General features: G+C 25.3%; 21 protein-coding genes, 1 tRNA gene and 1 other RNA gene. 15 read left to right on the top strand and 8 right to left on the bottom strand.

The features are described 5' to 3' along the window. The first annotated feature begins 6 nt into the window (after window positions 1-6). From AACK97_RS04290 to AACK97_RS04280, 3 genes are read left to right on the top strand one after another with little or no spacing between them, the layout of a single operon-like run. Window positions 7-291, top strand: coding sequence for a hypothetical protein (locus AACK97_RS04290; RefSeq protein WP_338966793.1), 285 nt, complete (start codon window positions 7-9; stop codon window positions 289-291). Between the two features lie 2 nt (window positions 292-293). Further along, a complete protein-coding gene (locus AACK97_RS04285) occupies window positions 294-542 on the top strand; it encodes a hypothetical protein (protein WP_215826579.1) in 249 nt (82 codons plus the stop codon). 21 nt (window positions 543-563) lie between these two features. After that, window positions 564-728 (top strand): hypothetical protein, encoded by a 165-nt coding sequence (locus AACK97_RS04280; protein WP_338966791.1) that lies wholly within the window; start codon window positions 564-566, stop codon window positions 726-728. A gap of 8 nt (window positions 729-736) precedes the next feature. Here AACK97_RS04280 and AACK97_RS04275 read toward each other — a convergent pair. Continuing rightward, window positions 737-1,848 (bottom strand): IS3 family transposase gene (locus AACK97_RS04275; RefSeq protein ID WP_338966790.1). Its coding sequence is split into 2 segments (ribosomal slippage): window positions 737-1,605 and window positions 1,605-1,848, totalling 1,113 coding nucleotides; the frame shifts between segments, so codons are not numbered across the junction. A 44-nt stretch (window positions 1,849-1,892) separates the two neighbouring features. Between AACK97_RS04275 and AACK97_RS04270 the strand changes: the two genes are divergently transcribed. From AACK97_RS04270 to AACK97_RS04260, 3 genes are all read left to right on the top strand, one after another. Further along, window positions 1,893-2,171, top strand: a complete 279-nt coding sequence (locus AACK97_RS04270) for a hypothetical protein (RefSeq protein ID WP_338966789.1) — start codon at window positions 1,893-1,895, stop codon at window positions 2,169-2,171. 270 nt (window positions 2,172-2,441) lie between these two features. After that, window positions 2,442-4,316, top strand: a complete 1,875-nt coding sequence (locus AACK97_RS04265; protein WP_338966787.1) for a hypothetical protein — start codon at window positions 2,442-2,444, stop codon at window positions 4,314-4,316. Between the two features lie 61 nt (window positions 4,317-4,377). After that, window positions 4,378-4,866 carry a hypothetical protein gene (locus tag AACK97_RS04260; protein ID WP_338966785.1) on the top strand — a complete coding sequence of 163 codons (489 nt, stop codon included), beginning with the start codon at window positions 4,378-4,380 and terminating at the stop codon, window positions 4,864-4,866. A 286-nt stretch (window positions 4,867-5,152) separates the two neighbouring features. Here the strand turns inward: AACK97_RS04260 and AACK97_RS04255 are convergent, their stop codons facing one another. From AACK97_RS04255 to AACK97_RS04245, 3 genes are all read right to left on the bottom strand, one after another. Next, the gene (locus AACK97_RS04255; protein WP_338966784.1) at window positions 5,153-8,341 is read right to left on the bottom strand and encodes an ankyrin repeat domain-containing protein; all 3,189 of its coding nucleotides are present in this window, start codon (window positions 8,339-8,341) and stop codon (window positions 5,153-5,155) included. Between the two features lie 56 nt (window positions 8,342-8,397). Continuing rightward, the gene (locus tag AACK97_RS04250; RefSeq protein ID WP_338966782.1) at window positions 8,398-9,564 is read right to left on the bottom strand and encodes a ribosome-inactivating family protein; all 1,167 of its coding nucleotides are present in this window, start codon (window positions 9,562-9,564) and stop codon (window positions 8,398-8,400) included. Between the two features lie 184 nt (window positions 9,565-9,748). Then, complete coding sequence (locus tag AACK97_RS04245) at window positions 9,749-10,186, bottom strand: hypothetical protein (RefSeq protein WP_338966781.1); 438 nt, start codon at window positions 10,184-10,186, stop codon at window positions 9,749-9,751. Window positions 10,187-10,372: 186 nt separating this feature from the next. Between AACK97_RS04245 and AACK97_RS04240 the strand changes: the two genes are divergently transcribed. From AACK97_RS04240 to AACK97_RS04205, 8 genes are all read left to right on the top strand, one after another. Further along, window positions 10,373-11,761: an Mbov_0401 family ICE element transposase-like protein gene (locus tag AACK97_RS04240; RefSeq protein ID WP_338966780.1), complete on the top strand. Its 1,389-nt coding sequence runs from the start codon at window positions 10,373-10,375 to the stop codon at window positions 11,759-11,761. Between the two features lie 337 nt (window positions 11,762-12,098). After that, the gene (gene secG, locus AACK97_RS04235) at window positions 12,099-12,353 is read left to right on the top strand and encodes a preprotein translocase subunit SecG (protein WP_338966779.1); all 255 of its coding nucleotides are present in this window, start codon (window positions 12,099-12,101) and stop codon (window positions 12,351-12,353) included. Between the two features lie 60 nt (window positions 12,354-12,413). Next, a complete protein-coding gene (gene rnr / locus AACK97_RS04230) occupies window positions 12,414-14,561 on the top strand; it encodes a ribonuclease R (protein ID WP_338966778.1) in 2,148 nt (715 codons plus the stop codon). Then, window positions 14,552-14,989 (top strand): SsrA-binding protein SmpB, encoded by a 438-nt coding sequence (gene smpB / locus AACK97_RS04225; protein WP_338966776.1) that lies wholly within the window; start codon window positions 14,552-14,554, stop codon window positions 14,987-14,989. Before rnr ends, smpB begins: the two co-directional genes overlap by 10 nt. A gap of 20 nt (window positions 14,990-15,009) precedes the next feature. Then, window positions 15,010-15,420: a transfer-messenger RNA gene (ssrA, locus tag AACK97_RS04220) on the top strand. Window positions 15,421-15,562: 142 nt separating this feature from the next. After that, complete coding sequence (gene mgtE / locus AACK97_RS04215; protein WP_338966775.1) at window positions 15,563-16,993, top strand: magnesium transporter; 1,431 nt, start codon at window positions 15,563-15,565, stop codon at window positions 16,991-16,993. A gap of 16 nt (window positions 16,994-17,009) precedes the next feature. After that, on the top strand, window positions 17,010-17,654 hold the full coding sequence (gene trmB, locus AACK97_RS04210; RefSeq protein ID WP_338966774.1) for a tRNA (guanosine(46)-N7)-methyltransferase TrmB: 645 nt from the start codon (window positions 17,010-17,012) through the stop codon (window positions 17,652-17,654). A gap of 67 nt (window positions 17,655-17,721) precedes the next feature. Continuing rightward, window positions 17,722-19,791 (top strand): 2-oxo acid dehydrogenase subunit E2, encoded by a 2,070-nt coding sequence (locus AACK97_RS04205; protein ID WP_338966773.1) that lies wholly within the window; start codon window positions 17,722-17,724, stop codon window positions 19,789-19,791. Between the two features lie 483 nt (window positions 19,792-20,274). Here AACK97_RS04205 and AACK97_RS04200 read toward each other — a convergent pair whose 3' ends face one another. Further along, window positions 20,275-21,219, bottom strand: coding sequence for an IS30 family transposase (locus tag AACK97_RS04200; RefSeq protein ID WP_338966716.1), 945 nt, complete (start codon window positions 21,217-21,219; stop codon window positions 20,275-20,277). A gap of 112 nt (window positions 21,220-21,331) precedes the next feature. Here AACK97_RS04200 and AACK97_RS04195 point away from each other — a divergent pair, with 112 nt between their 5' ends. Continuing rightward, entirely contained in the window at window positions 21,332-21,487 is a 156-nt protein-coding gene (locus AACK97_RS04195; RefSeq protein ID WP_338966772.1) for a transposase, read from the top strand. Here AACK97_RS04195 and AACK97_RS04190 read toward each other — a convergent pair. From AACK97_RS04190 to AACK97_RS04180, 3 genes are all read right to left on the bottom strand, one after another. After that, window positions 21,479-22,423 (bottom strand): IS30 family transposase, encoded by a 945-nt coding sequence (locus AACK97_RS04190; RefSeq protein ID WP_338966771.1) that lies wholly within the window; start codon window positions 22,421-22,423, stop codon window positions 21,479-21,481. The two genes, AACK97_RS04195 and AACK97_RS04190, sit on opposite strands and share 9 nt — an antisense overlap. A gap of 356 nt (window positions 22,424-22,779) precedes the next feature. Next, window positions 22,780-22,855: transfer RNA gene (locus tag AACK97_RS04185), tRNA-His, on the bottom strand. Between the two features lie 263 nt (window positions 22,856-23,118). Further along, complete coding sequence (locus AACK97_RS04180) at window positions 23,119-24,063, bottom strand: IS30 family transposase (protein WP_338966716.1); 945 nt, start codon at window positions 24,061-24,063, stop codon at window positions 23,119-23,121. Between the last annotated feature and the right edge of the window lie 53 nt (window positions 24,064-24,116).

Here is a 24,116-nt window from a genome sequence, read left to right as displayed (position 1 = left end):
TAAAAAATGGAAAATCTCGCAAAAATGGCCGACTTTCTCGCTCAAATGCTTTATAAAGTTTTTGACTTAATTTGAAGTTTAGAAGTGCCGGGAACGAATATTCAACTGATATTTCCTTTATTCTTAACACTGGCTGTAGAGTTTCTTATGGCAATCATTCTTGGATTTGGCAGTCAACAAATTAATTTAGAAAAACAACGCCAATATGCTGTTAAAAATAAGGGGCGTTTAAGTGCATGAGGAAAAGCTAAAAAACAAATAAAACCAATAAAAACAAAACAAGGTAACTAAAAATGTTTAAACTAATTATTATTTTTATCTTAATAACTGTTCTTGGATTGTTGGCTGGTAGTCATTTTGAAACTTTAACGAACTATATTAGCGAGGGACTTGCCAATTTCCAAAAGTTTATTACTAGCAATTTAACAATTTTAGAACTATTTAAACCAATGGCTCGGACATTTTCGCAACACCCAATTTTTACCATTCTTGGTGTTACTTGTGTACTTATTGCTTTATTTATTGTGATTAAAGGACGATAAAAATATGAAAGGAAAATTAAAATGAAGAAACTTTTAGGAAAATTATTTAAAAAAGATAATTCAAAAGAAAAAATGCCATTAAAATTAAGAATTAAAAATTCTTTTAAAAAGCGGTGGTTAAAAATAGTATTAAGTATCATTTTCATCTTTATAAGTTTATTAATTTGGATTGGCAACCCTTTTTAGGACACTTTTTATGTAGACTGGTATTTTCTAAATTCAACGGGAGTTAAATAATTTAAACTGCCATGAATTCGAATATTGTTATATCAATTAACAAAATCAAATAGTTCGCATTTTAGTTGTGTTAAGTTTGCAAATTTTTTACCGTTAATAAATTCGGTTTTAAAGGTTTTGTAAGTTGCTTCAGCAACAGCATTATCATATGGGCATCCTTTGGAGCTTAATGATCTTTTAATTTTAAAGGTTATTAAAATTTCATCAATAATTTTATTTTTAAACTCATTACCACGATCAGTATGAAATAAAGTTATTTTATTTAATGGTCGTGTTATCTTGTGAAAAGCTTGTTGAACTAATTCAGCAGTTTTATTTGGTCCAGCACTATAGCCAATTACTTCGCGATTAAACAAGTCAATTAATAAACAAATATAATGTCATTTAGTGCCAACTTGAACATATGTTAAATCACTAACAACAACTTCATTTGGTTTTTTGTCATTAAATTGACGATTTAAAACATTATTAATTTCGTCATTATTAACTGTTTTTTTATGATTACAATATTTTAACTTGGTGTATTTAGAAACCAAATTATTTTTGATCATAATGAATCGGATTTTTCGTCGTGATAAAATGATATTTTTTCTTATTAAAACAGCTTTAATTTTACGAGCACCATAAATCTTGCGACTTTTATTAAATGCACTGATAACTTCTTGTTCATAATTATTAACATCAAACTTGGTGCATTTATTAGTTTGATAATAATATGTTGATTTTAGTAAACCTAAAATCTTACATATTTTCCTCACTGAATATTTATTTTTGTTGTTATTAATTATTGTTATTTTTTCCCGATTATCAGTGCTGCTTGCTTTAAAATGTCATTTTCCATTCGTAATTGTTGGTTTTCTTTTCGCAAGTAAATTAATTCATTTTCTTCGACAGTGCGATTATCTTTTGCTTTAAATGACCCAGAATTATTATAATTTTTAATTCAATTATAAATAGTTGGTTTTGGTAAATTATATTCTTTCCCTAAATTAATAACACTTTTGTCATTTTTGTATAGCATTACAATTTGTTTTTTAAATTCTTCAGAGTATGAGGTTTTATTTCCCATTTTTATATTCCTTCTTTCTTAATAATTTTGAAGTCTATATAATTATGGTCCAACTTATTGTAGCCTATCCAATTTGTGCATTAACAGTAATAGATACTAAATGAATAACTGGAACAAGTGACGAATTTAATGATTTTATGAATAAAGAAATGGTTGATTTTTTTGGTAAGTTCAATAGTGTTATTATGCTCGCCGGAATATTTGTTTTTTGATGAGGCGGAGCAATATATTTTGCAATTAAATTTGAAAAATTAATCCGCTTTACTATTCAAAAAATTAAAGCAAAAAAAGCCTTGAAAAATGAAATCAAACAAACTAATTAATTCTTTTAAAAAATATTGATGGAGAATTTTGCCTTACATTTTTATGATTATTATCTTTTTCATTCCATTTTTAAAATTGGGAATTAATGATTTGAAATTATTATATGAAAAATTTGAAGCATTAATTTCACTTATGATACTAGGATATTTAGATATATGCATTACAATAGCGGTAATTATGAACTGTATCATTGAGTGACTTATTAAAAAATTAAAGCTAAAAGAATAATGAAAAATAAAATATTTTAAAAAGGAGTGATAAAAATGTTTATGAAAATATTTACCGTGCTAACTATTAGTTTCAATAACATTTTTACTATTCCACCAAACATTAACAACGAGAAAACGGCAGTGCAATTAGTTAGAAATAAAAGAAAAACTCAATATAAAACATATGACTTAAAATTTTCAGAAATAAATAACAGTTATTTACAATCATTGTATAAAAAAGGTAGTGACCCAGTATATATTAATATTGACTCAGTAAAAGAGCAATTACCTTTAGAAATAAAAAATTATGGAGAAAATACTAGAGGATTTGCTGTCTTTACCAATGAACCAGTATTTAAAGAAATTAAAGAAATTTATAATTATAAAAAAGAAAACAGCACCCCAGAAGAAAGAGAATTTTTTGATAAAGATTTTCAAAAAACAAATATTGAATATTTTTATACTGCTAAAAAAATTAAAGATGTAAAAATAACAATACAAGAATATAGTTATCCCGGTTCAAACAAATTTCATATTAAAAAATTTTTAGCAAAATTAGAAACTAAACCAAGTACGGACATTGATTTGCCAGAAACAACCACCAAATTTGACGGCAACCATAACTATAGTGATGTTATTGATAATCTTGACTATTTAATGATTCACCGTGGTGATTTTGATAAATTTAATTACTCTTATCTCTATTGAACACCAATATTTAATTTCATTGACACTTTAGAAAAAGGTTACTATAAAGAATTCACCATTAAAAATCATGGTTTTAAAGACGAGAGCTATTTTTATCACAAGACTTCTAGTAATAAAAATGTAATAAATGAGAATGTTTTGAAAATTCAGGCATTTAACAAAACTATAATTGCCGGAAATAAGTATTTACAATTGCTACACGGTGAAAAGGAAATCTGAAAATATGATACTGCAAACGCTAACGATTATTGCCTAATTAAGTATCTTTTTGGTACTTTAAATTACCTTAATGTTAGATTTAGTTTTCTACGTTATGACCCAGATTTACGAAATGATATTTACCTATATTTTAAAAATAACATTCCTAGTATTAACAACAGCGATTACAAAAATGTTTTTGACGAAATCTATGAAATCCTTGGCAACTTCTTTTCCAGTTTATTTTATGCTACTTTTGATATGGACGAAAAAACTTACACCGAAATTGATTTTAAGTGTGTAGATAATTACAACAAAAATTACTTTATTCAAATCGGTTTCTTTTACCGTTCATTAATTACCTTTTATCCCAAAAAATACTTAGTAAATATTATAGGAAACTCAGAACTATTACTAAGAAGTTATTTCTTTACTTTTGACAAAAAAACGCATCAAGAGAATTATGATGCCTTTAAAAACAATAATAGTATCTACCGAATTGATTTTAATGTCTTAAAATCCTATGATAATAAACTAATTACCTTGCCAACCAGCAAGACTGCTAACAGCATCAATTACCTCAATACCGATATTGATATTCGTTATGGTATTAATATTTTTACCTTAACCTTTCCGCTTTATCACAAAGATAATATCTCTAACTACAATTTTAAAATTTATGACTTTAATGTCTTAAATTCAACAGCCTTTATCCCTGATGGTTCAAATAACAGTGAATGAGACGATTTAATTCCACCAGCAAATTGTAAATATTCTGGACGATGAATACCAACTTTTAATGATATTGGATGTGCCCTTCAAAATGCTGGTATCAAAATGATAAACTGAATGCTGACAGCGTCACGAATCATTACAATTTTACGCCCGTTAGCAATTATTGCAAAAACAACAGTTAACTTTTCAACCGCGATTTTTCCAGTTTTTAAAACAGTACCAGCTTTTTACTATACCTTTCAATTTTTAATCGGTTTTGCCATTTTTCTAATGATATTAAGGATTTTCGTGTAATATATATATATATATATATATATATATATTGAAAAAATAAAGTAATAAAGGAATTAAAATAATGAAAATTTTAAATATAATAACTCTTTCGACATTAACAATATTACCAATAGTTGGTTGTTCTAAAAAAGAAAACGAAACACAACAAGTTCAATATAAAATATATGACTTAAAATTTTCAGAAATAAATAACAGTTATTTACAATCATTGTATAAAAAAGGCAGTGACCCAGTATATATTAATATTGACTCAGTAAAAGAGCAATTACCTTTAGAAATAAAAAATTATGGAGAAAATACTAGAGGGTTTGCTGTCTTTACCAATGAACCAGTATTTAAAGAAATTAAAGAAATTTATAATTATAAAAAAGAAAACAGCACCCCAGAAGAAAGAGAATTTTTTGATAAAGATTTTCAAAAAACAAATATTGAATATTTTTATACTGCTAAAAAAATTAAAGATGTAAAAATAACAATACAAGAATATAGTTATCCCGGTTCAAACAAATTTCATATTAAAAAATTTCATACAAAAAAAGACAACAATTAATTCATTATTTAATTAATAAAAATATATAAAATGTTAAAATTACTGCCTAGAGAAAGATGGTTTTTAATTATGACAATACTCTTCTTAAACAACTTTTTCATTTTTTCTATTTTGACAAAATAAAAAAGCAGTATTTAAGTTTAAATACTGCTTTAGTAAAAATATTTTTAATCTTAATTTAAATTAGATAATTAACAAATATATTAAAATTAAAATTTGAAGTCGGGCTATTTATGCATAACACATATAAGAAATATTTTAATTTTTTAATTAATAATGTTAAATTTTATTCTATTCCTAGTCAATCGCCTTCAGTGTTGGTTATAATGACAAAACCATCATTTTCATTATCTAATATTTCAAAATAACCATTTATTTGTTCAAAATGAAGCAGCATTACTTTTACGAGAGTATTGAAATCTTCATTTGTGACACTCCCGCCCCAGCCAGAATGGTCATTTATAATAAATTTATTTTTAATAATTTTAGTAATGGTTGCTTGTGAATTTTTATTTTGTTTAATTTCATTTCATGTGTTTTTGTTAATTTTAATTTTTAATTTATCATGGGCTAGAAATTTATATCATTTTTCAATGTTATCATAAACATTATGATGAATTGAAGTTGGCAACGCAATATCAGATGTTGCATGATGATGAAAAGCAAAATACATTCATGTTCCTGCAATTGCTAATCCTCCAATTACTAAGGATAGCCCTAGAGTTTCCGGAGCTAAAGCGGCAGCAGTACCAGTTTCTCCCGCTATAACTCCGCCTTCAACTGCTGCTGTTTCGGCAACAGTAATTGTTTCTGCGGCGGATAAGCTTTCTGTTGTGCTTGTTGATAAGAGCGGAGTCATTTCCATTGCTTCTGCATTTGTGACACTAGTAGCGGCGGTACCACTAACAGTCATTTTTGTTCCATAAGCTGTTAATGTACCCCCACTTAAAGCTGCTAATCCAGTATTTGTTAATTTTTCTTTAAAAGTTTTTTTATCATTTTCAGATAATGTTTGATAATAACGATTAATTTCATTTAATCTTTTTAATTTTTCGTCTTTTGAAAGATAATTATATTTATTTATTATCTTTGTAGTTTTTGTTTGTGAATTTACAATATTTTTGTTTATTGGTTTATTTGCTACAGGTACATTTGTATTATTACTGCCAGCAGATTGATTTGAAATTACTACATTTTTTTTAGGTTGTTCTGCTTCTATTAGTTTTTGTTGATTTTGAACAGTTGTAGTTTTTTCTTCTGAATTTATACCGCTTCCTTCAATTGTATGTTTTGACAAAGCAAAATTATAGTGAGTTCCATTATTAACATGAAATATTTGTATGTTTTCGGTTGGATTATTTGTTGCAAATATGTTTCGGTTGTTTGCATTAATATTAGAACCTAACAGATTGCCAATCGCCAAAATTTCTAGTTGTCCACCTCACGCTGAAGATTGTCTCATTCTTTCTAAGTAATTAGTATCAATTTCATTTTCGCTTATCTGAATTGCACTGCGAAATGTTTCGATCTGATTTGTCCCTGAATTTATTTGTGTGGGATTGTCTAAATTATCTCTTATATAATCAACAACGCGATTACGAAAGACATTTATAACTAAATTATTTGCTATTTGATCTTGATATCAAGTTTGCGTATTTGTATTATTTTCTACATCAAATTGTTGCAATAAATTTTGTACATATGATAAATAACTCAGCTGCAAGCTACCGAATAATTGGATAAATCGGCTTCTAAATTCTTCGTTATTATTTCTCACTTGCAATAAGTAAGATGTTGATACCGCCCAAAACAAACAACTATTATCCGATGGCACATCATACAGATTATTTTGATTTGTTGTTTTAGTATTTTGGTTTTGTGTTTCATTTGTGGTATCTTGTGATTGATATCCAGAAACATTTGTATTACTGTTGCTATTAGATTCAGTAGATTGGTTTTGTCTTATTTCATTATTTGCTGGTTGTAATAATGTTTCTAATTTTTTTTGAGATTCTTGTAAATCCTTTTCAATTTTTGTTATTTGTTCTTTATTTTGTGGTTTTTTTAGTTGTTTCTTAAATAATTCTATTTTATTTTTTAAATCCTGAAAATTTTTTAAAAGATCTTTAACTTCTATATAATCGTTACATATTGTATAATATAAAGCAGTATTACCGTTATTATTTTGTAGATTAATATCAGCACCATTTGCAAGTAATAATTTCACAATTTCTATGTTCCCAAAAGATGCTGCTGCAATCAAAGCAGTATTACCATTATGTTTTAATTGCAAATTGATATCGGCACCATTTTTAAGCAATAATTTCACAATCTTTTCATAATCATAAGTTGCTGCTGTAATTAAAGCAATAATTAAAGAAGTATTATCGTTTTTGTCTGTAAGATTGATATTAAAACCTTTTGCAAGTAATAATTTCACAATATCTGTATGGCTATTTTCTACTGCTGTAATTAAAGGAGTTATACCAAATTTATTTTGATGATTGATATCGGCACCATTTTTAAGCAATAATTTCACAATATCTGTATGGCCATTTTCTACTGCTGTGATTAAAGCATTATTACCATTATTATTTTGTAGATTAATATCGGCACCATTTGCAAGTAATAATTTTAAAATTTCTATTTGAGTATTTCCTGCCGCAAGTAAAGGAGTATTACTATTCTTTACTAGATGACTATTTATAGCACCATTTGCAAGCAATAATTTCACAATCTTTTCATAATCATAAGTTGCTGCTGTAATTAAAGCAGTATTACCGTTTTCGTCTGTAAGATTGATGGCAGCACCTTTTTCAAGTAATAATTTCACAATATCTAATTTTCCATAAGTTGCTGCTGTAATTAAAGCAGTATTACCGTTTTTGTCTGTAAGATTGATGGTAGCACCATTTTCAAGTAATAATTTCACAATTTCTAGCTTATCATGAGATGCTGCTGTAATTAAAGGAGTTATACCAAATTTATTTTGATGATTGATATTGGCACCTTTTTCAAGTAATAATTTCATAATATCTAGTTCGCCATAAGTTGCTGCTGTAATTAAAGGAGTTATACCAAATTTATTTTGATGATTGATATCGGCACCATTTTTAAGCAATAATTTCACAATATCTGTATGGCCATTTTCTACTGCTGTGATTAAAGCATTATTACCATTATTATTTTGTAGATTAATATTGGCACCATTTTCAAGCAATAATTTCACAATATCTAGATTGCCATGGAATATTGCATATTGTAACGGTGATCAATCCATTAAAAAATCATTAATCATTTCTGAATTTTTATTATTTAATATAATTAATAATTTAGTAAGTTCTAAATTATTTTTATTAATAGAAATAGATAAAATAACACCATTACCTTTATTAAAAAAATTAAATTTTATTTTTTGTAAATTAAAATTATTTCCACTTTTAATTTTAGTTTTATTTTTTAATACATTTTCCATTTGATAAATGGAATTATTTACATTTTTTTTGTTTTCTAAAATATTTTTTCATCATTTTAAAAAAAATATTCCATTTCTTTAAAATCTTTATTTTCTTCTCTGTCAAATAAATTTTTTAGTTTTATTAATATTTCATTAATTATAGAATCTGTTTCTATTATTCTATTGATTTCATTGCCTGTCTCCAGTATTTCATTAATCTCATCCTGATTTTTATAAAAAAAATCAAAAAACTTTTTCTCTTTTATTAACTGTTCTCAAATTTCTATTCTAAATTTATTTAATTGTTCTGAATATTTTTTTCAATCGCCTCTTAATTGTGATGTATAATCTTTTCAATTTATTGTTTGATTTTCGTTAAATATTTTTTCTTGAATATCTCTTAATATATTTTTACTCTCATGTATAATTTTTTTTAAATTTATTGTTTGATTTTCGTTAAATATTTTTTGGATATCTTTTAGATTTTTAGCATCATATATTATTTTTCCATATTTATCAATATTTTTGATTTCTGCAAAAATTTCTAAAGTTTTTTCATCACATTGAAACCTTATGGCTTCACTTGTAATAAAAATCATTCTTACTAAATCAATTTTTATTGTTTGATTTTCTTGTTTATTATCGTAATTTGATAAATTTGAAATTACATTATTTAAAGTATTTTTCGAAAGAATAATATCTTTTCCTTTAGTTGATTTGTCTTTCTCTTTTATTACAACATTTAATCCATCTTCTGAATATGCTCCTGTATAATTTAAATTAGTTTTTTGACAATTATATTTTTGAATTACTGCTTTATTTAAAGCTTTAATTTTTTGTTCATCAGCTTTTAAACTATTACCTTGTAAATTAAGAATTTTTGTTTCTAAGTATTTTTTGTCGTTATTATAATTTATTGGAGAAATAGATAATAATCCTATTGCTTTTTTTAATTTTTCTATTTCTTGATTTATTTTATCACTTTGTTGCTTATTTTTTGATTTTTTTGCTTCAATTAATTCTTTATTTAATTTATTTAAAACTTTTGTATTATTGATTTTCTCTTCGATTATTTTGTGTATATCTTTAATGTTTTCTTCTATTTTTTTAATTTCTTCTGGTTTTTTTACTTGTTTTAATTCTTCTTTTCATTTTTCTAATATTTTTAATTTATTAAGTTTTTCTTTAATTTTTCACTCTAATTTTTCTTTTTTCTCATTGTTTTTGTTCTTTTCTATCATTAATTTTTTAAAATTTTCTAAATCAGTTTTTAAATTTCCCAGTTTGGTAATTTCGTTTTGATTAGCTTGTCTTATTGTTTCTAGAAGTTCATCATCAAAATAAAAATACTTATTTTGATTATTAATAAATCCTAGTAAATAAAGATTATTTAGATTAATTACTAATTTTATACTTTTATTATTACTATTTTTTAATTAATGTTAATATTAATATTTTTTCTTTGTTATTTTGTTGTTCTTTAATTCAATTAGCCATTTTGGGTTCTAATTCTTCTAATTTAGAAATAATTGTTTTATTATCTTTATTATCAAGGTCTTTGCTTATAAGTCCCCCCATATTAATACTTCTTAATGGATCAAGAATATCAGTTTGGCTATCTGTATTTTTTGAAGATTGGGATTGTTGTTCATCTTGTATTTTTGGAGTAGTTGATATGTCTTTGTTGTTTTGTCTTTTATTTCTAATTAATTTTTCTAAATTATTTGTTTGTGAATAATTAAGCTCACTATTTAATAATTTATTTTTTGTTCTTTGTTTTCGATTAGGAGCAACTGCAGTGACGGTTGATAGTGCATTACCAGTTATTAAAATTGTTCCTAACAATCCTAAAAGTTTTTTCATATTAATCAAATCCTTTTCGTGAATTTTTGCTAACTAATAAATTTTTATAGTATCGACCCCCCTTAAATTTATAAAATTTAATTAACACAAATTAATTATAAATCATCAAATAATAATTTTTATCATTTTTTCAGTTTATTGAATACTAAAATTTGTTAAAGTTACTATCAAGAAAGGTAATTTATTATGTTAAAAATTATTAATAATGTAAAAACCTCAGAAAACAAGCATTGATTTAGTTTATTTACAACCCACAAAAATATGTACACCAACAAATGCGAACAATTAGCTAATGAATATGAAAAATTAGATGAATACTTATATAAATATCATTATCGGTTAAAACAAGGTTATAAAGTAGTTCATTTTGCTTTAAGAACAATTATTACAATTTTTGGTGATGTTACTTTTAAGCGACGCCGATATAAATATTGAAATCAAAAATCAGGTAAATTCGAATATGTATGTTTGTTAGATAAAGAAATTGGTTTATTGCCCAAACAACGCATTTATTTTGATGTCCAATTTAAAGTTTTAAGTCTTTTGGGTGATGGCAAACGATATCGCGATGTTTTAGATGCTCTAAATCATTCTTATATTTCAAAATCTAGTATTTCAAGAATTTTAAATAAATACAATATTACCGAATATTTTCAACTAGCAGAAAAAGAAACTAAAACTAGAATTGATGTTAAAAATAAAGATTTATATATTCAGCTAGATGAAACATTTTTAGCGACATTAGATAATAAAATTAAACAAGACCAAAGAATTCGTTTAGTTACTTTTCATACTGGACATAAAGAAAAAAATTATAAAAATGCTCGTAGAGAACTAGAAAACAAACGAGGTCATTTTCTAATGTTAAAAGTTGGTAAACGAATAAACACGATGGATTATCGTGATTTATTAATTAAAGAATTACAAAAACATTATGTAAATATTAATTATGACAAAATAATTATTTGTGGCGATGGCGATACTTGAATTAGAGAAATTGCCAATAGTTTCGGTAATGTTAGATATATTTTAGATGGTTATCACGCTATTAAAAAATTAAAACAAACTGCATTTAATATTATTTTTGAAAATCGTAAAGTAACACTAAATAGTTGAATTAAATTATATAAGGATGGAAATCATCAAGAATTAGTGAAAAACATTCGTAATATTGCTAAAAATGAGTTAAATAAAGATATTAAAACAAATTTAAGAAAGGCAAGTAATTATTTCAAAAACAATAAGCAAGGTATTCATAATCAAAATTTAGAATGAAATATTGGCTGCAGCATTGAAAGTGATGTATCGCATTTAGTAAAACAACAATTAGGATATGGAGCAAAAATATATAATCATAAGAATTTAAATAACCTATTACATTTAAGAATGGCAAATTTAAACAAATTAAATGTATTGCATTATATTAATGAAAATATTAATTCAGAAATAGAAATCAGAAAAGAAATATATAAAAATTCATTATGAAATAAATATAATAATAAAAATGATGATAGTTGAATTAATAAAGGTGGTGTGGTGTATACCAATAAATATAAAAAACATAAATTTAGATAATTAGTGAAAATTTAATAATATTAATAATTTTTTGTTGTGTAAAAATTCAATAATATGATAAAATGAAAACGAATAAAAATGACAATAACAAGAAAGGCAGGGTTAGTTTAGTAATTAAATAATATAATTAGCTGATTGTTTTACTTCTTCAAAGCAATACCTAAGAAAACTAAACGCGACTTTTTTTAAAATTTTTCTTGATTGTGCAAAACATCTGTGGTATATTACAATTTTTTCTAATTTAAGTTGTAAAATAATTGTCATAAAACATATATGATAGATTATGATATAATTTACAAGGTAATTATTAAAATTTATAAAAGTAGAGGTTTAATATATGAGTAAACAAAATATTTTATTAATCTTTGAGATTATTCTTTTAATTGTTGGTTTTGCAATGATTGTTATTGGACTATTACAGCCAAAGAAAACGCAAGCAGGGTTAGGAGCATTAAGTGGTGGTAATCAAGAGCTTTTTGCACAAACTAAAGAGCGAGGACTTTCACGAACTTTATCATTTATGATGTTAGGTTGTGGATCTTGTTTATTTGTTCTTTCAATGATTATTAGAATTTTAGAAAATTCTTTATAATTTTTATTTAAACTATTAGTTCTTGAAAGTTCTAATAGTTTAATGACTGATGGAGAGTATATGAAGCAAAAAATTTTAAATATTTTAAAAAATGAAAAGCGAACCCTTTCAAAGTTAGAAATTAGTAATTATCTTGAAATTACTAATAAAGAACAATATGAATTAATGGTGTTGGAACTTAAAGAATTAGTAATTAATGATGTTTTAAAAGTTAATAGTAATAATGAATATTCCTTAAATTTACAAAATCAATTACTTACTGGTATTATTCAACTGCATTCTAAGGGTTTTGGTTTTATTAAAACTAAAGATAATCAAGAGTATTTTGTTAAATCACAAGACTTAAATGGTTGTTTAGATATGGATGAGGTTTTATTTGCTACTAAAAATATTAAGCAAAATGATGCCCGACATTTTGAGGCTCGAGTAATTGAAGTATTAAAAAGGCCTTTAACGACGGTTGTCGCTACTGTTTGTTTTAATGAAGTAAATAAAACAAAATTTTTAAAAATTAATAATATTAAATTGCAACATTTAGTCCTTGTAGTTACTAATTTAAATATGGCAATTATTGATACAATTGTTATTGCTAAAATAGTGTCTGTTAGTAAAAATCAATTGGTCTCATTAGAAATTCAGGATATTATTGGTAATATTAATACTCCGGGAATTGATGTCATCGCTGTTGTTCACGAGTTTTTTGTTAAGACAAAATTTGATGATGCGACATTAAATGAAGTAAAAAAAATCTCGCCATTGGTAATGGCTGAAGAATTAATTGGTCGGAGAGATTTACAAAATAATTTATTTATTACTATTGATGGTAGTGATGCTAAAGATTTAGATGATGCTATTAGTGTTGTTAAGTTGGATAATGGAAATTATAAATTATTTGTTGCGATTGCTGATGTGGCACATTATGTTGCTGAGAATAGTGCTTTAGATAAAGAAGCTTTTATTCGTGGGACTTCTGTTTATTTAGTTGATCGTGTTATTGCGATGTTACCACCACAATTATCAAATGGTATTTGTTCTTTAAATGAAAATGAGATGCGGTTAACGATAGTTTGTGAAATGGAAATTAATGCTGTTGGTGAAACTATTAGTAATGAAATATATCCAGCAGTTATTAAAACTAAGCGAAGAATGTCGTATGATGAAGTAAATTTAGCTTTTAGTAATCAAAATCCAGATTTTATTAAAACTCATCCTGAAATTTATCAAATGCTTTTAATTGCTCGTGATTTACATCATATTTTAAGAAAATATAAAGAGCAAGCGGGGGTTATTGATTTTAATTTAAATGAAGCTAAATTAATTATTAATCAAAATGGTAAAATTAGTGATATTACTTTGAGAAATCGGGCAACAGCAGAAATGTTAATTGAAGATTTTATGATTCGTGCTAATGAAACTGTTGCTAGCACTATTTATTGAATGAATTTGCCATTTATTTATCGCATTCATGATAAACCAAAAATTAAAAAATTAAGAGAAGTGTATAATGTATTAAAAATAATGGGTTATAACATTAAGGGTAAAGTTGAGAATGTTTATGCTAAAGATTTACAATTAACTTTGGAAAATATTAAAGATAAACCTTGATTTCAAGTTGTTGCTACTTTGTTTTTACGAAGTATGGAAAAAGCGCGTTATGATATTAATAATATTGGGCATTTTGGTTTAGCAAGTGACTGTTATACTCATTTTACATCACCAATTCGTCGCTATCCAGATTTAATTGTTCATCGGATGTTAAGAAAATATCTTTTTGAAAAACAAATTAATAATGTTATTGTTGATAAGTATACAGCGATTTTACAAAATCAAGCCGAACAGTCTAGTATTTCTGAGATGAAAGCATTAGAGTGTGAAAGAGCAGTAGAACAAATGAAAAAAGCTGAGTATATGGAAACACAAATTGGAAAAAGATTTTCGGGAATTGTTAGTTCAGTTACTAATTTTGGGATTTTTGTAGAATTAGAAAATACTATTGAAGGATTGGTTCGTGTTAGTGATATGCGAAATGATTATTATAACTATAATGAAAAAACAATGCGCTTAGTTGGTGAAAGAACAAGAAAAGAATATTATCTTGGACAAATTGTTAATATTGAGGTTAAGCACGCTAGTAAGTTAGAAAGAAAAATTGATTTTATCCTTAAAGATCCTAAAAATGGTAATGGTAGGGTTAAACAATGAAAATAATTGCTTCAAATCGTAAAGCACGATTTAATTATGAATTAATAGATAGTTATGAAGCTGGAATTGCATTGCAAGGTTCTGAGGTTAAATCTTTAAGGGAATCTAATGTATCATTACAAGAAAGTTATGTTTTGATTAGAAATCAAGAAGCACTAATTTTAAATTTACATATTAGTACTTATGCTTATGCATCAAGTGCTAAACTGGATCCTAATCGTTCAAGAAAGTTATTATTACACAAAAAAGAGATTTTAAAGTTGGAAGCGAAAATAAAATTGCAAAATTTACAATTAGTTCCTACTAAAATATATTTTAATAGTAAGGGTTTAGTTAAAATTGAAATTGCGTTAGCAAAAGCTAAGAAACTTTATGATAAAAGAGAGACTATTAAAAAACGCGATATGGAACGAAAAATTCAAAAGATTTCATAAATTTGATATAATATACTTATGGGGATGCACTGGATTCGACAGAAATAACAAACAATTAACTGCAGTGGTGTGGTAAACCTTATCTACTTCGAGGTGTTATAACCGGAAATAAAAAAGAACATCAAGCTATTCCAACATATATGTTAAATCATAACTTTGTTGGGGCAACATTAGTTGCTTAATTCAACCTTTTAAAGGATATAAATAGCGCATTATTTTAGCGTAAGTTTATCTAGGCTAGTTTAATGTTGATACTTGATAAACTAGATATTGTGATGTTAATAAGCAATGTTGAAATTCTATTAACTAGTTAGAGATATTACTTGTTTATTCATATTTTTCTTTAATGAACTTTTCTTGAATAAAATAAACTGTAGATGTTAATTGGGACTTATTTTTGGACGTGGGTTCAATTCCCACCATCTCCACCATAAATGTAAATATAAAATAAAAAGTAAACTTATTGTTTACTTTTTATTTTATTGTTAAATAACAAAAGACTTTTATTGTTAAACAAGATATAATTAATATTACATAAATAGTAAAATAACATTGTTGTGAGGTAAAATGCTAGTGTCTATTAATAATAAGTCGTTATTGCAAATAAATATTAGCAATTTGCAAAAATTAGTTAATATTAATGATAAGAAAAGCTTAGAAAAAATTTTAAAAAATTTGCATAGTGCTGATTTAGCTGATGTAATTAATAAAATGGAAAATCTTAGTGAAGTTTTATATTTAGTACGGTTGTTAGATTCAAAAATAGCTAGTGAAGTTTTTATTAATCTTGATACGGAAATAAAAATAATGTTATTAAATGAGTTAAATAATACGGAAATAACGCAAATTGTTAATCAATTATATGCTGATGATATTGTTGAATTATTGGAACAAATACCTGAAGAAGTTGTGAAAAAGCTTATTATCAATGCATCGCGTGATAAAAGAAAAGAAATTAATATTTTATTAAATTATGAAGAAAATAGTGCTGGTTCAATTATGTCAGTTGATTTTGTGCAGTTGCTTCAACATGAGAAAGTTGGTCAAGCATTGGAAAAAGTGAAACAACTGGGTGAAAGAGCAGAAAATAGTGATAAGTATTATGTTACTGATAGTAAGAATAAGTTATTAGGAGTTATTAGTTTAAGAAATTTAGTTTTTGCTAATAGCAAAGAAGAAGTTAATAGTGTAATGGAAACTAATGTTGTTAGTGTTGATGCTCATAGTGATCAAGAATTAGTTGCTAATATTGTTCAAAAATATGATTTAAATGAAGTTGCTGTTGTTAATAAGCAAAATGTGTTAATTGGAATTATTACTGTTGATGATATTTTAGATGTTATGGAAGAAGAAGCAACAGAAGATATTGAAAAGTTAGCTGCGATTAAACCAACTGAGATGTTATATTTAAAAACTCCAGTTTGAAGAATTGTTCGTTCGCGAATATTTTGATTGTTATTTTTATTAGTATCAGCTACTTTTTCGGAATTAGTTATTGATGCTTTTTTACCTTTATTTGGTGCTAATAAAAATAGTAGTGATTTATCTAATAAGTTTTTAACTTTATTAGTACCGTTATTACCAATTATTGCTGATACGGGAGGAAATTCTGGAAGTCAAGCATCAACGACTATTGTGCGTGCATTATCATTAGGTGATGTTACAGTTAAAGATTATGGGCAAGTTGTTTGGAAAGAATTAAGAATATCTTTTTTTGTTGGTTTAATTTTAATTTGCTTTAACTTTATTAGAATGATTATTATTAATCTTATTAAATATGATGGTGTTTTACATTGAGATCAGTGAGCTTCAATGATTACAATTTCATTATCTTTATGAATCGTTATTATTATTTCTAAAGTAGCGGGAGGAATTTTACCAATTGTTGCAAAATTATTAAGAATGGATCCAGCTGTTATGGCTGCTCCTTTGGTAACAACAATTATTGACTGTGTATCAACAACAATCTTTTTTTCTATCGCTTTACTATTTTTTGTTACTTAATAGATAGGAGAATAATATGAGATTACGAAATAATCCGCAAGCAAAAATATTTTTAAAAAATAATTATCAAATTGTTATTCAAGAGCCCCAAACTTATCAAGGTAATTGAGCATCAAAAATTTTTAATAATACTCAACCTTGTCATTTAGAAATTGGATGTGGTAAAGGAGACTTTATTATTGCTATGGCACATAAATATCCAATGATAAATTTTATTGCCATTGAAAAATCGGAAGTAGTACTAATGGTAGCAGTAAAGAAAGTGGTAGCATTAGAAAAAATTCCTAGTAACTTAAAATTTGTTCAAATTGATGCTAATAATATTTTAAATATATTTGCTATTAATGAAATTACCGAAATATATCTTAATTTTTCTGATCCATGACCAAAGAAAAAACATTATAAAAGAAGGTTAACGCATCCTAAATTTTTATTAGCATATAAAAATATCCTTGTTGATGCTGGTAAAATTTTAATTCGTACTGATAATGCGATATTATTTGACTTTACTATTAATAGTTTGAGGAGTGATTCTCATTGAAAATTATTAGTTCAAGAGCAAGATAGTTTATCTAGTATGTTTTTAACAGAGTATGAGAAGAAATTTATTAAACAAAATAAAGTAATATATTATTTAAAAGTAGTAAAAAATTCGTTTTAATAAAATTATTTGATATAATAAATAATAATAAATGTTAAAATAAGATAAAAGTTAAGAGGTGGCTTTAATGATTAAAATTAAGTTAAATGATTTACCAAGTAAATATGGTACTATTAAGCAAATTTTAGTTGAACAAGGGAGTCATGTTAAAGCCTTTCAAAATATTTTGCTTGTTGACTGTGAGGGTCAAGAGATTCCCGTTAGTACTTTATTTGATGGTGATATTGAAAAATTATTTGTTGCTGAGGGTGATAGTGTTAAACGCGGTGATGTTGTTGTTAAAATGAAGATTATGTTGAAAGAAATTGTCTCTGAAAAATCAGTAAAACCAATAAAATCGTCATCAAAAAAGCTGTTTTCTAATTGAGAAGAACTAGAAGAACTAGAAGAACGAGAGCAAGAATTAAAATTTAATTTATCAGAAAATCAATCACATTTAGAAAATGGTTTTACAGCAGAATTTGAAAAAAAAGTTATTAATGAAAAATTATCGCCAACGCCAACGCCAAAACCTAAATCGTTAAATCAAGTAATTGAAAAAAAACAAAGTATTATTAATTCTAATAGTGTTATTAGTGATATGCAAGAAAAAAATGAATCTGGTATTTCTAAATTTCGTCAAAGAATTTTAAATAAATTAAGTGATATTCAAGAAAAAACTCCATTGCCTGAAAATAATTTAAGTTCAAAAACAACTTCAGAAGAGTTAATAAAGAAAAATGAAAAACCGTTATCATTTCGGGAAATAATTATAAAGCGAATGAATAATTTGCAAGAACAAGTTGTTACAGTTAAAGAAAGTAAAACGCAATCAAGTGATGCAAATGCTTCTTTTGTTGATAATGCTCGGAATACTATTTATAAAAAAATTGATTTAATTCAAAAAGGTAAAATTAATAACGATAGTAATATTGAAGAAATTAATAAAATAATTTCTGAAGAAGTAGATGATAAACTAGAAACTAATGAAATTAAAGAAACTATTAAAAGTCAATATCAACCATTAGGGTATCAAGAAAAGAATACTGAGCAAGACAAAGTTGCTGTTTCTCAGTCAGAAGTAAATTTAAAAGAATTAATTGATGAAGTAACTGATGAAAATATAAATACTCAACAAAGTAATCAACAAAGTAATCAACAAAGTAATCAAGGAATAAATAATATGTTGGAAAATTCAGGTCATCAATATGTACCTAGTTATTTTCAGCAACCAGTATTTATTCCACCAAAATATGTTCCAATTGTTAATCCACAATTAATGGCTTTTTATCATACTGATATGCAACAATCTTTTAATTCATTATCTCAAGAACAGTTAGAAAAGATTGCTAAACAAAATTTAATTACCCCATTAGAAAATAATTTAAGGAATGAAAATTTAACTAATGATAATGGTGTTAATATTGAAATTAATCATTCTGCTGAACAAAAGAGTGGTCATTTAGAAACTAGAAAAATGCTTTCAAAAGCAAGAAATAGTGCTGTGGAAGCGTTGATATTAAGTAATAAATATGTTCCACATTTAACATTAAATTGTGAAGTTGATATGAATAATGTTATTGCTCTTTGTGAAAGGATGTCTTTGCATAGTAATAATAGTAAGACACGGTTGAATTCAATGGTATTTATAATTAAAGCAATATCTTTAAGTTTAGAAGAATATCCAAAACTTAATGCTAGCTATGATGCTGATACTAATGAATTAGTTATTAAGAGATATCATAATATTGCTATTGCTCGACAATATGCTGATGGTTTACAAACTCCAGTTATTAGATTAGTTGATAAGTTATCAATAGCACAGTTAGCAACTGATATGGAGCAATCTGATCAAAGGATTCGGGCAAGGAAAACAAATGACCTTGAATTTGTTGGTAGTACCATTACTATTACTAATTTTGCAATGGTTGGTGCAAATTCAGGTATTTCACCAATTTTTTATCCTAATGTTGCGGTTATGGGGATTGGTAAGATTTTAAGAAAACCTGTTGTTTATGGTCAAAGTGTGACTATTAGGCATATGATGAATATAACATTAACAGTTGATCAACGAGCTATTGATATTTATGATGCGGGACAATTTTTAGAAACTTTAAAAAATAATTTAGAAAAACCATATATTTTATCACTAAGTTAATCTTAGCGATTTTTTTACGGACGCATAAAGTTTTGTTAGGTAGGAAAATATTTGAATAAGTATTAAGACAGTCAGCAGTGATTGTCTTTTTATTTTATGAGGTGTTAAAATTTTGTTCTTTGAAAATTAAATACAAGTGAATTAATAATGTTGGTATGTATTAAAGCACGATAAATTGTGGGTGGTCGCCATAACCGAAAGAAGTTTACCAGTTGATAGATAACACCCTATTAGCTATAGCACTTTGTTTCATTTTGCAATAAAAAAATGAATGGGTGGATTTCCTAAAAATATACACGCTATTAAATTAGTTCCAAGGGTAGGATGCGGATATTAAAGTGTAGAAATTTCTATATAGGGGTATGCTAAGTTTAAAATTATTAAAATCTTTATCTAATTAAAAAACAAAATTTAATAACAAAGCTTGTTAAACACTTAAATCTGCGATATATAAGTGTTGCCAAATTGTAAAGTTAAGTGCAACTAAATTATTTTTCTAACCAAATATTCGATTGGCGAAAGATAATTTAGTATTTTTCTTGGTCTTTGGTTTAAAGACAATATAAATTTATGAACTGCATTTTTAGTAGTGTTTGAAAAATTAAATTTTTTAGGAAATTTTTCTCTAATTAAACCATTAGTATTTTCATTAGTACCTCTTTGTCAAGGTGAATATGCATCAGCAAAATAAATTTTCACATTTAAATTTTTTTCAAGTTGTTGTCAATTAGCAAATTCTTTACCCCTATCAAATGTTATAGTCTTAACAAGATTATTTGGAAGAATTGATAAATAATGACTAATATTTTTGTTAATAACTTTAGTAGTTCTATTTTCAACTAATATTGCTAAAGTAAATCTTGATGTTCTTTCAACTAAAGTTATTAAACATGATTTACTTTTACCTCGTGATGATACTACAGTATCACCTTCTCAATGGCCAAGAGTTATGCGATTATTAACATTTCGTTCTTTAATGGATTTACCATTAAATTTACCCCGATTTTCTTGAGATTTTCGTTTCTTACCTTTTCTTCTTAAATTTTTACTAGTAACCTTTTCAAGTAATCCAGAATAAATTCAATTGTAAATTGTTTTAAAACTAATAATTCATTCTTGATGAAAATTTTTAATTCTGCCATAAATTTGTTCAGGCGATCAACCTAATAATAATTTTTGTTGTACATATTTTACTAATTCTCTATTTTTAAATTTATGAAAATAAACATGTAATTGTTTTCTATTTTCTGCTTTATTTTGTGCAATTAATGAAAAATAATGATTATTATCTTTATTTCTATTAACTTCTCGATTAATAGTACTAATACTTCGATTAAGATTTTTAGCTATTTCACTAATTTTTACTTTAAATTTCAATTGATTCTCAATATAAATTCTTTCATCTATGCCAAGATGTTTGTATCCCATATAAAAACTCCTTAAATTTACTTTTTCTAAAATAAACTTAGTGGATAGGCTACAATAAGTTGGACCATAATTATATAGACTTCAAAATTATTAAGAAAGAAGGAATATAAAAATGGGAAATAAAACCTCATACTCTGAAGAATTTAAAAAACAAATTGTAATGCTATACAAAAATGACAAAAGTGTTATTAATTTAGGGAAAGAATATAATTTACCAAAACCAACTATCCTGAATTGTAAATATAAATGGGACAGTTTTTTAAAATAATTGTATTAAATCTATTGGTCTTTTATAAGATAATGATTTTTTGGGTGTAGAATTAATTTGAAATGCTATAGAATTTAAGTCTTTTTGTTTATATGAAGATAAATCAGTAGATTTTGGTAAATATCTTCTTAAAATACCATTATTGTTCTCATTTAAACCTCTTTGACAAGGTTTGCCGGCATCTGCAAAATAAATTTTAACATTACAATTTTTTTCAATTAATTTTCATTTACTAAATTCTTTACCACGATCAAAAGTAATAGTTTTAATTGTTCCTGGTATTAATTTTGAAATAAATTTTATTATACTTTGTGTAATACTTTCTGCTTTATGATTTTTAGTTTTCAAAGGAATTGTGGTTTTTGATCATATATCAGCTAAAGTAATAATAGAACTTTTATGATCTTTACCAACGATAGTATCTCCCTCTAAATGGCCAAATTCTTGTATATTTTTAATATTTGGAATGATTAAATTTCTTTCATGAATAGATTTACAATTATTAATTCTGCCCCTAGTTTCTTTTTGTTTATGAGGTTTATTTTTGCCTTTTCTCAATAAATTTTTTTCATCAAAACCCATTCGATTTGTTTTAAACATGTTATATAAAGTTTTTGTTGAAATATTTTTTATTTTATTTTTCTTTAAAAAATCAGCAATTATATCAAGAGCATAATTTTTAGTAATTAACAAATGATTGATAGTATTAATTTCTGTTAAAGTTAAAATTATTAATTTTCTACCTGCATTTTGTTTATTTTTTTGAACTTGATTCAATATTTCTAATGGTAATAAGTTTTGATTTAATAATTTACAAACTCTGTGTACAGTTGATTTACTATAATCAATTGCTTTTGCTATTTTACGAATAGAAAATCCATAACTTTTATATTCTTTTATTGCTATTATTGATTCAATAGTCAGATACTTATACATTGTGCTAATTCCTTTCTTTTCTTAATTATAGAATTAACACAATTTGTTTTTTATATAAGTGTCCTTTTTAAAATTTTACATTTCAGGTTTCTAAAAATAGTCTTAAAACTAACTGTTATTTAATGCATTATTTTATAAATTTACTTTATACATCCTCCTCTACTAGCTATGCTCCTTTCTAATAACAAGACTGCTATTTAATTAAATTTCATTAAGAATTTCTAATGAAAGATACTTTTAGAAACATATTTTTAGTTAAAGAAAAAAGAGATCTAGATTATATCTAGACCCCTGAAAACTTTATACGACCTATAAAGGAAAGTACATTTATGAGAATATTTTAATTTAAATAAAAATGGGGCGACTGATGGGAATTGAACCCACGAATGTTGGTTCCACAAACCAATGCGATAACCATTACGCCACAGTCGCCATATATAATGGTTTTTATTAACCGATAAAATTATATAACTATTTTAAAAGAATGTAAACTTATTCGTAAAAAAAGGTCGCGTTTAGTTTTCTTAGGTATTGCTTTGAAGAAGTAAAACAATCAGCTAATTATATTATTTAATTACTAAACTAACCCTGCCTTTCTTGTTGTTGTCATTTTTATTCATTACCATTTTATCATATTATTGAATTTTTACACAATGAAAAATTATTAATTTGCCAAATTGTAAAGTTAAGTGCAACTAAATTATTTTTCTAACCAAATATTCGATTGGCGAAAGATAATTTAGTATTTTTCTTGGTCTTTGGTTTAAAGACAATATAAATTTATGAACTGCATTTTTAGTAGTGTTTGAAAAATTAAATTTTTTAGGAAATTTTTCTCTAATTAAACCATTAGTATTTTCATTAGTACCTCTTTGTCAAGGTGAATATGCATCAGCAAAATAAATTTTCACATTTAAATTTTTTTCAAGTTGTTGTCAATTAGCAAATTCTTTACCCCTATCAAATGTTATAGTCTTAACAAGATTATTTGGAAGAATTGATAAATAATGACTAATATTTTTGTTAATAACTTTAGTAGTTCTATTTTCAACTAATATTGCTAAAGTAAATCTTGATGTTCTTTCAACTAAAGTTATTAAACATGATTTACTTTTACCTCGTGATGATACTACAGTATCACCTTCTCAATGGCCAAGAGTTATGCGATTATTAACATTTCGTTCTTTAATGGATTTACCATTAAATTTACCCCGATTTTCTTGAGATTTTCGTTTCTTACCTTTTCTTCTTAAATTTTTACTAGTAACCTTTTCAAGTAATCCAGAATAAATTCAATTGTAAATTGTTTTAAAACTAATAATTCATTCTTGATGAAAATTTTTAATTCTGCCATAAATTTGTTCAGGCGATCAACCTAATAATAATTTTTGTTGTACATATTTTACTAATTCTCTATTTTTAAATTTATGAAAATAAACATGTAATTGTTTTCTATTTTCTGCTTTATTTTGTGCAATTAATGAAAAATAATGATTATTATCTTTATTTCTATTAACTTCTCGATTAATAGTACTAATACTTCGATTAAGATTTTTAGCTATTTCACTAATTTTTACTTTAAATTTCAATTGATTCTCAATATAAATTCTTTCATCTATGCCAAGATGTTTGTATCCCATATAAAAATTCCTTAAATTTACTTTTTCTAAAATAAACTTAGTGGATAGGCTAC

The sequence above is a fragment of the Spiroplasma endosymbiont of Lonchoptera lutea genome (assembly GCF_964019715.1).
Classification (GTDB): Bacteria; Bacillota_I; Bacilli_A; order Mycoplasmatales; family Nriv7; genus Nriv7.
Note: the sequence above shows the minus strand (reverse complement) of the source record. Positions and strands in the feature narration are given on the sequence as shown.